At 62.4% G+C, this 15,726-nt stretch carries 1 protein-coding gene; it reads left to right on the top strand.

All coding sequences use genetic code 11. The features are described 5' to 3' along the window. Positions 1–48 precede the first annotated feature (48 nt). Positions 49–15,687, top strand: a complete 15,639-nt coding sequence (locus CRO59_RS07925) for a LapA family giant adhesin (RefSeq protein WP_097093081.1) — start codon at positions 49–51, stop codon at positions 15,685–15,687. The last annotated feature ends 39 nt before the right edge of the window (positions 15,688–15,726 follow it).

Genomic DNA, 15,726 nt, shown 5'->3' with positions numbered 1-15,726 from the left:
CCATCAGGCTATGGAAGTCAACTGAACGTGACACCCGGAGAGTCTTCAATGAGCAGTGTTGTTGCCATCGTCAAAAGCATTGTCGGTCAGGTATTCGTGGTCTCCCCCGAGGGTGTACGCCGCGTGCTCGTTGAAGGCGATCGCCTGTTCGTCGGCGACCAGATCGATACCGGCCTCTCCGGCGCCGTGTCGCTGGAACTGGCGGATGGCCGCACCCTGGACCTGGGCCGTGAAACCCAGTGGAGCGCCAACGCGCCCGACTCCAGCACTGACCTGGCCGAAGCCACCGCGCAGGCCGCGCCGTCTGTAGCCGAGCTGCAGCAGGCCATCGCTGCCGGTGCCGACCCGACCACCGCCCTTGAAGCCACCGCTGCCGGCGCTACCGCCGCAGGCACTGGCGGCGCGGCAGGCGGCGGCCACAGCTTCGTGATGCTCGATGCCACGGCTGGCCGCGTCGATCCGACCATCGGCTTCCCGACCGCGGGCATCAACGCCGGTGCACAAGCGGCACAGAACATCACCGGTGGCCAGACCACCGACACCACCACCAACGCCCTGCGTGAGTCGACTCTGAGCCTCAGCGCCACGCCGACCATCACCGAAGCCGGCGGCGTGCTGGTGTACACCGCGACCCTGACCCAGGCGCCGCTGACCGACCTGACCATCACCCTGTCCAACGGCTCGGTGATCGTGATTCCGGCCGGCTCCACCACCGGCACTGTCAACGTGCCGCTGGCACCGAACGACACCGTTTATAACGACCCGACCCAGATCAACGTCACCGTCACCGGCACCACCGGCGGCAACGGCATTACCGTGACCCCGCCGACCACCCCGGCGACGACTCAGGTCACCGATACCATCGACACCACCACCGTCACCCTGACTGCTGGCAACAGCGTCACCGAAGGCGGTCAGATCACCTACACCGCGACCCTGACCAACCCGGCACAGACGCCGGTCACCGTCACCCTGTCCAACGGTTCGACCATCACCATCGAAGCCGGCCAGACCACCGGCACCGTCAACGTGCCAACTGCGCCGAACGACGTCTATAACAACGGCAGCACCGTCAGCACCACCATCACCGGTGCCACCGGCGGCAACTTCGAGAACCTGGTGCCGAACACGACGCCAGCCGTGACGAACATCGTCGATTCGCGCGACACCACCGGCCTGACCCTGACCGCCACGGGCACCGTGGTCGAGGGTGGCCAGATCACCTACACCGCGACCCTGACCAACCCGGCACAGACCCCGGTCACCGTCACCCTGTCCAACGGTTCGACCATCACCATCGAAGCCGGCCAGACCACTGGCACGGTCAACGTGCCGACCGCGCCGAACGACGTCTACAACAACGGCGGCACCGTCAGCACCACGATTACCGGTGCGACCGGCGGCAACTTCGAGAATCTGGTGCCGAACACCACGCCGGCGACCACCACCGTCACCGACTCCATCGACACCACCAACCTGTCGCTGAGTGCCACCGGCACCGTCGCTGAAGGCGGCTCGATCGTTTACACCGCGACCCTGACCAACCCGGCCGGCACCCCGGTGACCGTGACGTTGAGCAATGGCTCCGTCATCACCATCGAGGCTGGCAAAACCACCGGCACTGTGACCGTTCCCGCGCCTGCGGATGACGTCTACAAAGACGCCGGCAAGGTCGAAGTCAGCATCACCGGCACCACCGGCGGCAATTTCGAGAACCTGGTGCCGAGCACCGTTCCGGCTGTTACCGAAGTCACTGACACCATCGATACCTCGACCGTCAAACTGACTGCCGATACTTCGGTCGCTGAAGGCGGCACCGTCACTTACACCGCCACCGTCGGTGCACCTGTGACCGGTTCGCCAGTTGTCGTGACCCTGGCCAACGGTCAGACCATCACCATCGAAGTGGGCAAAACCACCGGCACCGTGACCACCACCGCGCCGAACGATGCGTTGACCGGCAACCCACCGCTGACCAACGCCATCACCAATGTCAGTGGCGGTAACTACGAGAACCTCGTCGCCGATAAAACTCCGGTTTCGACCACCGTTACCGACACCGTCGACACCACCAACCTGTCGCTGAGCGCGACTGGTACCGTGGCTGAGGGCGGTTCGATCGTTTACACCGCGACGTTGACCAATGCTGCCGGCTCGCCGGTCACCGTGACCCTGAGCAACGGCGCCGTGATCACCATCGAAGCCGGTAAAACCACCGGCACCGTGACGGTTCCGGCGCCTGCGGATGACGTATACAAAGACGCTGGCAAAGTCGAAGTCACCATCAACGGTGCGACCGGCGGCAACTTCGAAAATCTGGTGCCAAGCACTGTCCCTGCGGTCACCGAAGTGACCGATACCATCGACACCTCGACGGTCAAACTGTCCGCTGACACCTCGGTCGCCGAGGGTGGCACCGTCACTTACACCGCGACCGTTGGTGCGCCTGTGACTGGCTCGCCGGTTGTCGTGACTCTGGCCAACGGTCAGTCCATCACCATCGAAGTGGGTAAAACCACTGGCACCGTGACCACCACCGCACCGAACGACGTGCTCAACGGCCAGGCGCCGCTGAGCAACTCGATCACTGGCGTGAGCGGTGGCAACTACGAGAATCTGGTCGCCGACAAGACGCCGGTCAGCACCACCGTGACTGATACCGTCGACACTACCAACCTCTCGCTGAGTGCCACTGGCTCCGTCGCTGAAGGCGGTTCGATTGTCTACACCGCGACCCTGACCAACCCGGCCGGCACCCCGGTGACCGTGACCCTGAGCAATGGCTCCGTCATCACCATCGAAGCCGGCAAAACCACCGGAACCGTGACTGTTCCGGCGCCTGCCGATGACGTCTACAAAGATGCCGGCAAGGTTGAAGTCAGCATTACCGGAACTACCGGTGGCAATTTCGAGAACCTTGTTCCGAGCACCGTTCCAGCTGTCACCGAAGTCACTGACACCATCGATACTTCGACCGTCCAACTGACCGCTGATACTTCGGTCGCTGAAGGCGGCACTGTCACTTACACCGCTACGGTTGGTGCGCCGGTGACTGGCTCGCCGGTTGTCGTGACTCTGGCCAACGGCCAGACCATCACTATCGAAGTCGGCAAGACCACTGGCACCGTGACCACCACCGCGCCGAACGATGCGTTGAACGGTCACGAGCCACTGACCAACGCGATCACTGACGTGAGCGGCGGCAACTACGAGAATCTTGTAGCGGATAAAACCCCGGTTTCGACCAGCGTCACCGACACCGTCGACACCACCAACCTGTCGCTGACTGCGACCGGCACCGTGGCGGAAGGCGGTTCGATCGTCTACACCGCGACCCTGACCAATCCGGCCGGTACTCCGGTGACCGTGACCTTGTCGAACGGCTCGGTGATCACTATCGAAGCCGGTAAAACTACCGGCACCGTGACCGTTCCAGCACCAGCCGATGACGTTTACAAAGACGCTGGCAAGGTTGAAGTCACGATCAAAGACGCCGCAGGCGGCAATTTCGAGAACCTGGTGCCGAGCACCGTTCCGGCTGTTACCGAAGTTACCGATACCATCGATACGTCGACGGTCAAACTCACCGCCGACACTTCGGTAGCTGAAGGCGGGACTGTCACTTACACCGCCACCGTCGGCGCACCGGTAACCGGCTCGCCGGTTGTTGTGACCTTGGCCAATGGTCAGAACATCACCATCGAAGTGGGCAAAACCACCGGCACCGTGACCACCACCGCGCCAAACGATGCGCTGAACGGTCACGAACCGCTGACCAACTCGATTACCGGCGTCACCGGTGGCAACTACGAAAATCTGGTCGCTGACAAAACTCCGGTTTCGACCACCGTTACCGACACCGTCGACACCACCGACCTGACGTTGAGCGCCACTGGCTCCGTTGCCGAAGGTGGTTCGATCGTTTACACCGCGACCTTGACCAATCCGGCCGGTACGCCGGTGACCGTGACCCTGTCGAACGGCTCGGTGATCACCATTGAAGCAGGTAAAACTACCGGCACCGTGACCGTTCCAGCACCAGCCGATGACGTTTACAAAGACGCTGGCAAGGTTGAAGTTACGATCAAAGACGCCGCAGGCGGCAATTTCGAGAACCTGGTGCCGAGCACGGTTCCAGCCGTCACCGAAGTCACCGACACCATTGACACCTCGACCGTGAAACTCACGGCCGATACTTCGGTCGCTGAAGGCGGCACTGTCACTTACACCGCCACCGTCGGCGCACCTGTCACTGGCTCGCCGGTGACCGTGACCCTGGCGAACGGCCAGACCATCACCATCGAAGTGGGTAAAACCACCGGCACTGTCACCACCACCGCGCCAAACGATGCGCTGAATGGTCACGAACCACTGACCAACTCGATCACCGGCGTCACCGGTGGCAACTACGAGAATCTGGTCGCTGACAATACCCCGGTCAGCACCACCGTCACTGACACCGTAGACACGACGAATCTGTCGCTCAGCGCCACCAACTCGGTCGCCGAGGGCGGTTCGATCACCTACACCGCGACCCTGACCAACGCTGCAGGCTCGCCAGTCACCGTGACCCTGTCCAACGGTTCGGTGATTACCATCGACGCGGGCAAGACCACCGGCACCGTGACCGTTCCAGCACCAGCCGATGACGTCTACAAAGATGCCGGCAAGGTTGAAGTCACCATCAACGGTGCAACCGGCGGCAACTTCGAGAACCTCGTTCCGAGCACTGTTCCGGCAGTGACTGAAGTCACTGACACCATCGACACCACGTCGGTGAAACTGACCGCAACCGAGTCTGCTGCTGAAGGTGGCACCGTCACCTACACCGCGACTGTCGGTGCTCCGGTAACCGGTTCGCCTGTGGTCGTGACCCTGGCTAATGGTCAGAACATCACCATCGAAGTCGGCAAAACCACCGGCACCGTAACCACCACCGCACCGAACGATGCGCTGACCGGACACGCGCCGCTGACCAACGCCATCACCAACGTCAGCGGCGGCAACTACGAAAACCTCGTTGCCGACAAGACCCCGGTCAATACCACGGTCACCGATACCGTCGACACCACCAACCTGTCGCTGTCCGCGACCGGCACCGTGGCTGAAGGCGGCTCGATCGTTTACACCGCGACGCTGACCAACGCTGCCGGTTCGCCGGTTACCGTGACGTTGAGCAACGGCGCCGTGATCACCATCGACGCGGGCAAAACCACCGGCACCGTGACCGTTCCCGCACCTGCCGATGACGTCTACAAAGACGCCGGCAAGGTCGAAGTCACGATCAAGGATGCTGCGGGCGGCAACTTCGAGAACCTGGTGCCGAGCACCGTTCCGGCCGTCACCGAAGTCACCGACACCATCGATACCTCGACCGTGAAGCTGACCGCCGATACTTCGGTGGCTGAAGGCGGCACTGTCACTTACACCGCGACTGTTGGCGCTCCAGTGACTGGCGCACCTGTTGTTGTGACCCTGGCCAACGGTCAGACCATCACCATCGACATCGGCAAGACCACCGGCACCGTGACGACCACCGCTCCGAACGATGCGCTGAACGGTCATGAGCCGCTGAACAACTCGATCACCAATGTCAGCGGCGGCAACTACGAAAACCTCGTCGCCGACAAAACGCCGGTCAGCACCACCGTGACCGACACCGTCGACACCACCAACCTGTCGCTGAGCGCGACCCCGGCGGTGAACGAAGGCGGGCAGATCACCTACACCGCCACCCTGAGCAACGCCGCCGGCACTCCGGTGACCGTGACCTTGAGCAATGGCGCGGTGATCACCATCGACGCCGGCAAAACTACCGGCACCGTGACCGTCGATGCGCCGAAGGATGACGTCTACAAGGACGCCGGCACCGTTGAAGCGACCATCAAGGGCGCGACCGGTGGCGACTTCGAAAACCTGGTGACCAGCAACACTCCGGCGGTGACCACCGTCAACGACACCATCGACACCTCCACCGTGTCGTTGACCGCCACCGCCAACGTCGCCGAAGGCGAGACCGTGGTCTACACCGCGAGCGTGACCGCACCGGTAACCGGCTCGCCAGTTGTGGTCACTCTGTCCAACGGCCAGACCATCACCATCGCCGTCGGTGAGACCACCGGCAGCGTGAATTTCGTTGCGCCGAACAGCCCATTGGCGGGCGGCAGCTCGCTGAGCGTCGCCATCGACAAGGTTGCCGGCGGCAACTATGAGAACCTGGTGGCCGACAAGACACCGGCGAACACCTCGGTGTCGGACACCGTCGACACCACCAACCTGAACCTGACCGCCAGCGACTCGGTGGCCGAGGGTGGTTCGATTGTTTACACCGCGACCCTGACCAATCCGGCCGGGACGCCGGTGACCGTGACCCTGTCCAACGGCGCGGTGATCACCATCGAAGCCGGTAAAACGTCGGGCACCGTAACCGTTCCAGCTCCGGCTGACGACGTGTACAAAGACGCGGGTAAAGTCGAAGCAACCATTTCCAGCGCTACCGGTGGCAACTTCGAGAACCTGGTGCCTAGCACCGTTCCGGCCGTCACCAACGTGACCGACACCATCGATACCACCACGGTCAAACTGACCGCGACCGAATCGGCTGCGGAAGGTGGCACCGTCACTTACACCGCGACTGTCGGCGCGCCAGTGACTGGCTCGCCGGTCGTGGTGACCTTGGCCAATGGTCAGAACATCACCATCGAAGTGGGTAAAACCACTGGCACCGTGACTACCACTGCGCCGAACGATGCGTTGACCGGCCACGCGCCGCTGACCAACGCCATCACCGACGTGAGCGGCGGTAACTACGAAAACCTCGTGGCGGATAAAACGCCGGTGTCGACCAATGTCACCGACACCGTCGACACCACCAATCTGTCGCTCAGTGCGACCGGCACCGTGGCCGAGGGTGGCTCGATCGTCTACACCGCGACGCTGACCAACGCTGCCGGCTCACCGGTTACCGTGACGTTGAGCAACGGCGCAGTGATCACCATCGACGCCGGTAAAACCTCTGGCACCGTGACCGTTCCGGCGCCAGCCGATGACGTGTACAAAGATGCCGGCAAAGTCGAAGCGACCATTTCCAGCGCTACCGGTGGCAACTTTGAAAATCTGGTACCGAGCACTGTGCCGGCCGTCACCAATGTCACCGATACCATCGACACCACCACGGTCAAACTGACCGCGACCGAATCGGCTGCGGAAGGTGGCACCGTCACCTACACCGCCACCGTCGGTGCTCCGGTAACCGGCTCGCCTGTGGTCGTGACCCTGGCCAACGGTCAGAACATCACCATCGAAGTCGGCAAGACCACAGGCACCGTGACCACCACCGCGCCGAACGATGCGTTGACCGGACATGCGCCACTGACCAACGCCATCACCGACGTGAGCGGCGGTAACTACGAAAACCTCGTGGCGGATAAAACGCCGGTTTCGACCAATGTCACCGATACCGTCGACACCACCAACCTGTCGCTCAGTGCCACTGGCACCGTCGCTGAAGGCGGCTCGATCGTCTACACCGCGACCCTAACCAATCCGGCCGGCACCCCAGTCACCGTGACATTGAGCAACGGCGCCGTAATCACTATCGACGCCGGCAAAACCACTGGCACCGTAACCGTTCCGGCGCCTGCCGATGACGTCTACAAAGATGCCGGTAAAGTCGAAGCAACCATTTCCACCGCCACCGGTGGCAACTTCGAAAACCTGGTGCCAAGTACCGTGCCGGCTGTCACCGAAGTCACCGACACGATCGACACCTCGACCGTCAAACTGACTGCCGATACCTCAGTGGCCGAAGGTGGCACCGTCACCTATACCGCAACCGTCGGCGCGCCAGTGACCGGTTCGCCTGTGGTCGTGACCTTGGCAAACGGTCAGAACATCACCATTGAGGTGGGTAAAACCACTGGCACCGTGACTACCACTGCGCCTAATGATGCATTGACCGGTCATGCTCCTCTGACCAACGCGATCACCGACGTCACCGGTGGCAATTACGAAAACCTCGTGGCTGACAAAACCCCGGTCAGCACTAACGTCACCGACACCGTCGACACCACCAATCTGTCGCTGTCCGCGACCGGTACCGTGGCCGAAGGTGGCTCGATCATTTACACCGCGACCCTGACCAACGCCGCTGGCTCGCCAGTCACCGTGACGTTGAGCAACGGCGCCGTGATCACCATCGAGGCTGGGAAAACCACCGGCACTGTGACCGTTCCGGCACCGGCCGACGATGTCTACAAAGACGCGGGTAAAGTCGAAGCGACCATCTCCACCGCTACCGGTGGCAACTTCGAAAACCTGGTACCGAGCACCGTGCCGGCTGTGACTCAGGTCACCGACACCATCGATACCACCACGGTCAAGCTGACCGCGACCGATTCTGCTGCGGAAGGTGGCACCGTCACTTACACCGCCACTGTCGGTGCGCCTGTGACCGGTTCGCCTGTCGTTGTGACACTGGCCAACGGTCAGAACATCACTATCGAAGTGGGTAAAACCACCGGCACCGTAACCACCACCGCACCGAACGATGCGCTGACCGGTCATGCGCCGTTGACCAACGCGATCACCAATGTGAGCGGCGGTAACTACGAAAACCTGGTCGCCGACAAAACGCCGGTCAGCACAACCGTTACCGACACTGTCGACACCACCAACCTGTCGCTGAGCGCAACCAACTCGGTCGCCGAGGGTGGTTCGATCATCTACACCGCGACCTTGACCAACGCGGCTGGCTCGCCAGTCACCGTGACCCTGTCGAACGGCGCTGTGATCACCATCGAAGCCGGTAAAACCACTGGCACCGTGACTGTTCCGGCACCTGCCGATGACGTGTACAAAGACGCCGGCACCGTTCAGGCAACGATCACCAACGCTACCGGTGGCAACTTCGAAAACCTGGTGCCGAGCACCGTTCCGGCCGTCACCAACGTCACCGACACCATTGATACCACCACGGTCAAACTGACCGCGACCGAGTCTGCTGCTGAAGGCGGTACCGTCACCTACACCGCAACCGTCGGTGCACCAGTCACCGGTTCGCCGGTTGTGGTGACCTTGGCCAACGGTCAGAACATCACCATCGAAGTCGGCAAAACCACCGGCACCGTCACTACCACCGCACCGAACGATGCGCTGACCGGCCACGCGCCGCTGACCAACGCGATCACCAACGTCAGCGGTGGCAACTACGAAAACCTCGTTGCCGACAAGACCCCGGTCAATACCACGGTCACCGATACCGTCGACACCACCAGCCTGTCGCTGTCCGCGACCGGTACCGTGGCCGAAGGCGGCTCGATCGTTTACACCGCGACGCTGACCAACGCTGCCGGTTCGCCGGTTACCGTGACGTTGAGCAACGGCGCCGTGATCACCATCGACGCCGGCAAAACCACCGGCACCGTGACTGTCCCGGCTCCAGCGGATGACGTCTACAAAGACGCCGGCACCGTTGAGGCCACGATCAAGACCGCGACTGGCGGCAATTTCGAAAACCTGGTGACCAGCAACACCCCGGCCGTGACCAGCGTCACCGACACCATCGACACCACCACGGTCAAACTGACCGCGACCGAGTCTGCTGCTGAAGGTGGTACCGTCACCTACACCGCGACCGTTGGTGCACCGGTAACCGGTTCGCCAGTGACCGTGACTCTGGCCAACGGCCAGAACATCACCATCGAAGTGGGCAAAACCACCGGTACCGTGACCACCACTGCGCCGAACGACGTGTTGACCGGTCATGCGCCACTGACCAACGCGATCACTAACGTCAGCGGCGGCAACTACGAAAACCTGGTGGCCGATAAAACCCCGGTCAGCACCACGGTCACCGACACCATCGACACCACCAACCTGTCCCTGAGCGCGACCGGCACCGTGGCCGAGGGTGGCTCGATTGTTTACACCGCAACGCTGACCAACGCCGCTGGCTCGCCAGTGACCGTGACGCTGAGCAACGGTGCAGTCATCACCATCGACGCCGGTAAAACCACCGGTACCGTCACCGTCCCTGCCCCGGCCGACGACGTCTACAAAGACGCCGGCACTGTTCAGGCAACGATCAAAACCGCGACCGGTGGCAGCTTCGAGAACCTGGTACCAAGCACCACGCCAGCAGTGACCAGCGTCACCGACACCATCGACACCACGGGCGTGAAACTCACCGCCACGGGCACCGTGGCCGAAGGTGGCACCGTCACTTACACCGCTACCGTTGGAGCGCCAGTTACCGGCTCGCCTGTCGTCGTGACCCTGGCCAACGGTCAGACCATCACCATCGACATCGGCAAAACCACCGGCACCGTGACCAGCATCGCACCGAACGATGCGCTGACCGGTCACGCGCCGTTGACCAACTCGATCAGCAACGTGAGCGGCGGCAACTACGAAAACCTTGTGGCCGACAAGACCCCGGTCAGCACCACCGTGACCGACACTGTCGACACCACCAACCTGTCCCTGAGCGCCACTAATACGGTCGCCGAGGGCGGTTCGATCATTTACACCGCCACCCTGACCAACGCCGCTGGTTCGCCAGTGACCGTGACCCTGAGCAACGGCGCAGTCATCACTATCGACGCGGGCAAAACCACTGGCACCGTGACCGTCCCTGCTCCAGCCGATGACGTCTACAAAGACGCCGGCACCGTGCAGGCAACGATCACCAACGCCAGCGGTGGCAACTTCGAAAATCTGGTGCCGAGCACCGTACCGGCCGTGACCAGTGTCACCGACACCATCGACACCACTACCGTGAAGTTGTCTGCCACCGGTACAGCGGTTGAAGGCGGCAACGTCGTCTACACCGCCACCGTCGGCGCGCCAGTCACTGGTTCGCCAGTCGTGGTGACTCTGTCCAATGGCCAGACCATCACCATCGACATCGGCAAAACCACCGGCACCGTAACCACCACCGCACCGAACGATGCGCTGACCGGCCACGCGCCGTTGACCAACGCCATCACTAACGTGACCGGCGGCAACTACGAAAACCTGGTGGCCGACAAAACCCCGGTCAGCACCACCGTGACCGACACCGTCGACACCACCAATCTGTCGTTGTCCGCGACCGGCACCGTGGCCGAAGGTGGCTCGATCGTTTACACCGCAACCCTGACCAACGCCGCGGGTTCGCCAGTGACCGTAACGTTGAGCAACGGCGCCGTGATCACCATCGACGCCGGTAAAACCACCGGCACCGTGACCGTTCCGGCTCCAGCGGACGACGTCTACAAAGACGCCGGCACCGTGCAGGCGACCATCAAGTCGGCGACAGGTGGCAGCTTCGAAAACCTGGTGCCAAGCACCACGCCAGCCGTGACCAGCGTCACCGACACCATCGACACCACTGGCGTGAAACTTACCGCCACTGGCACCGTGGCCGAGGGTGGCACTGTCACCTACACCGCCACTGTCGGCGCTCCGGTCACCGGTTCGCCAGTGACCGTAAGCCTGTCCAACGGCCAGACCATCACCATCGACATCGGCAAAACCACCGGCACCGTGACCACCACTGCGCCGAACGACGTGTTGACCGGCCACGCACCGTTGACCAATGCGATCACCAACGTCAGCGGCGGCAACTACGAAAATCTGGTAGCCGACAAGACACCGGTCAGCACCACCGTGACCGACACTGTCGACACCACCAGCCTGTCGCTGAGCGCGACCCCGGCGGTGAACGAGGGCGGCCAGATCACCTACACCGCCACCCTGAGCAACGCTGCCGGTTCCCCGGTAACCGTGACCCTGAGCAACGGCTCGGTGATCACCATCGACGCCGGCAAAACCACCGGCACCGTGACCGTTCCGGCTCCGGCTGACGACGTCTACAAAGACGCCGGCAGCGTGCAGGCGACCATCACCAACGCCAGCGGTGGCAACTTCGAGAACCTGGTACCGAGCACGACACCGGCCGTGACCAACGTCGCCGATACCATCGACACCACCACCGTCAGCATCACCGGCAGCACCTCGGTGACCGAAGGCCAGACCGCCAGCTACACCGTCAGCCTGACGCACCCGGCGCAAACCGACGTGACCCTGAAGATCGTCTACAGCGGCACCGCTGCCGACGGTTCGGACTTCACTGGCGTGTACACCGTGAAGATCCCGGCGGGCGCCAGCAGCGCGCAGTTCAACGTCGCGACCATCGATGACAAGATCACCGAAGGCACCGAGAACTTCGTGGTCAAGATCGACTCGGCCACCGGCGGCAACTTCGAGAACCTGGCCGTCAGCAGCACCAACGGCAGCGTCAGCACCTCGATCATCGATAACGATGCGCCACCGGTCATCGACCTGGATGCCAACAACTCCAGCGGCGCCACCGGTGCCGACTACAAGGTGACGTTCACCGAAAACACCCCGGGCGCCGGCGTGTCGATTGCCGACACTGACCTGACGATCACCGACCCGGACAGCACCATGCTGACCGGTGCAACCATCGTCCTGACCAACCGTCAGGACGGCGATGCGCTGAACCTCGGCAACAGCGTCAACGGCATCACGATCAATGCCAACAGCACCAACGGCACCGTGACCTTGACCCTGTCGGGCAACGCGACGCTCGCCGACTACATGCAGGCGATCAAGAACATCAGTTTCACCAACAGCAGTGAAAACCCGAGCACCGTGCCACGGATCATCACCGTGACCGTGACCGATGGCGGCAACTACTCCAACACCGCGACCACCACGGTCAACGTGGTGGCGGTCAACGATGCTCCGGTGGCCGCGCCAAGCAACGTCACCGGCACCGAAGACACCCCGCTGATCCTCGGCTGGTCGACCTTCGGTGTGACCGACGTCGACAGCCCGGCCAGCAGCCTGGGCATCAAAATCACCCAGCTGCCGGGCGAAGGCAAACTGCAATACCTGGACGGTTCGACCTGGAAAGACGTCGCCAACAACCAGACCTTCAGCAAGGCTGACATCGACGCCGGCAAGCTGCGCTTCATGCCGGATGCCAACGAATCGGGCGTCAACGGTTACGGCGGCACCGGCATGGGCAACAACCAGGCCGACTACGCACAGATCAAGTTCCAGCCAACCGACGGCCAGCTGCTGGGCAATACCGGCACCGTGAAGATCGACATCACGCCGGTGGCGGATGCACCGACCGTGAGCGTGGCCGATAACAGTGTGAAGTCCACCGGACTGGTCAAGGAAGTCTGGACCGGCCTGTCGGGCCTGGGCACCAGCGGCAACGGCGCTGACTCGACCACGTTGAAAAACGTGATCGACGGCGCTGGCACCCCGAACTCCAGCACCAACGTGACCAACGTGCAGTCCGACGGCAGTGTGACCGCCGGCACTGCGTCGAAAACCTCGGGCCTGATCTATCTGGAAGCCGGCAAGACCTACAGCTTCAGCGGCGTGGCTGACGACAGCCTGCTGATCACCATTGGCGGCAAGAGCGTGGCGTCGGGTACCTGGGGCGCGGGCGGCGCGATCAGTGGTTCGTTCACCCCGACCACCAGCGGCTACTACATCCTGGACATCTACCACCACAACCAGAGCGGCCCGGGCAGCTATGACGTGAACCTGTCGGTCAACGGCAGCACGCCGATCGACCTGAGCAGCGCCGGCGTGCCGATCTACACCGGGGTGCAGGATCTGGTGAATTCCGGTGTGACCGTCTCCGACCTGCACGGCACCAACGGCGAAGGCTATTACGACGGCTACAAGCTCAACACTGGCGCCGAAGGCACCACGGTGAAACTGTCGGCGATCAACACTGCGCTGACCGATACCGACGGTTCGGAAACCCTGAGCGTGAAGATCAGCGGCGCGCCGGTCGGCTCGGTTCTCTCCGACGGCAACGGTCACACCTTCACAGTCACCGCAAGCAACGGCGAAGCCAACGTCACCGGCTGGAACCTGGGCAGCCTGACCGTAACCCCGCCGACCTACTACAACGGCCAGTTCAACCTGACCGTGACCTCGACCTCCACTGAAATGGTCGGCGGTTCGGCCAGCAGCACCGCGACGATTCCGGTCACCGTGGTGCCGGCGGTGTACAACGCCGTAGTCGGCACCTCGGGCGACGACACCTTCAACGGTACCGATGGCAACGACATCATGGTCGCCGACATCGGCGGTCTGACCGTGGTGCCGGGCACCAACTACAACATCGCGTTCATGGTCGACAGCTCGGGTAGCATGAGCACCTCGTCGATCAACGCGGCCAAGGACTCGCTGACCTCGGTGTTCAACACCCTCAAGCAGAGCCTGGGCGGCAGCAACTCGGGCACGGTGAACATCTTCCTGGCGGACTTCGATACCCAGGTCAACAAGTCGGTGTCGGTGAACCTCAACGACCCGAACGCGCTGACCAAGCTCAAAGCCGTGCTCGACTCGATGGCGTCCGGCGGCGGCACCAACTACGAGGACGTGTTCAAGACCACGGCCAACTTCTTCCAGAGCGCGGAAGCTGTGGCGAACACCGGGGCGAAGAACCTCACGTACTTCATCACCGACGGCCAGCCGACCTACTACCAGAGCGGCGAGCAGACCAACCCGACGCTGTACGGCAGCGTGAAGTTCGACAGTGTGGTGACAACCAGCAACTACAAGCTGGGCGACACTTTCAGCACGTACATCGACAACACGCATTACCTGAGCATCACCGCCAGCGGTTATGCCCAGTTGCAGACTTACACTGCCCGTTATGGCTGGAGCACCACCAACCTGGGCACTGTTCACGCTCAGGGTGACGGCACTTACGAGTTGTCGAGCCTGGCCGGTAGCGGCAGCAGTACGGATTCGGCGACAACCTCCAACTCCAACAGCAGCTTCGCCCTGCTCAGCGGTCTGTCGAACGTCGAGGCGATCGGTATCAACAGCGGTGTCAGCCTCAACGACCTGAAACCGTATGACTCGGATCACTCGCCGCAAACCAACATCGATCCGAAGGATCTGGCCAACTCGATCATCGGCCATACCGAAGCGACGATGCCGGGCAACGACACCGTCAGCGGTGGCGACGGCAACGACATCCTGTTCGGCGACCTGGTGAGCTTCAACGGCATTGCCGGCGAGGGTTATCAGGCGATGCAGGCGTTCGTGGCGCAGCAGACCGGGGTCGACGTCAGCAAGGTCACCACCAGCAACGTGCACCAGTACATCACCGAGCACTATCAGGCGTTCGATGTGTCCGGTGCACATGACGGTAACGACACACTGTTGGGCGGCGCAGGTAACGACATCCTGTTCGGCTCGGGCGGCAACGACCTGCTCGACGGCGGCAAGGGCAATGACATCCTGCTCGGCGGCACCGGCAATGACACGCTGATCGGCGGCCAGGGCAACGACATCCTGATCGGTGGTTCCGGTGCCGACACTTTCGTCTGGAAAGCAGGCGACACCGGCAATGACGTGATCAAGGACTTCAACGCCAACGAAGGTGACCGCATCGACCTGCGCGATCTGTTGCAGGGTGAAACCGGCAGCACCATCGACAACTTCCTGAAGATCACCACGGTTGATGGCACGTCGTCGCTGCAAGTCAGCTCGGCGGGCAAGTTCAACTCCGGCGACGCGGCAGCCGCCACGCCGGACGTGACGATCAAACTGGAAGGCAACAACTGGTCGAGCGCCAACATTCACAACCTGATTGCCGGCAGCGATCCGACCATCAAGGTCGACCACAACAACAGCTGATGCGTGAACAAAACGGCCGCCCCTTGGGGCGGCCGTCAC

It is taken from the genome of Pseudomonas sp. LAMO17WK12:I5 (assembly GCF_900215165.1).
Classification (GTDB): Bacteria; Pseudomonadota; Gammaproteobacteria; order Pseudomonadales; family Pseudomonadaceae; genus Aquipseudomonas; species Aquipseudomonas putida_A.
Note: the sequence above shows the minus strand (reverse complement) of the source record. Positions and strands in the feature narration are given on the sequence as shown.

Excerpts from the sequence above, each read along its gene's own strand:
- CRO59_RS07925 (WP_097093081.1), top strand. The coding sequence starts at position 49 with ATGAGCAGTGTTGTTGCCATCGTCAAAAGCATTGTCGGTCAGGTATTC.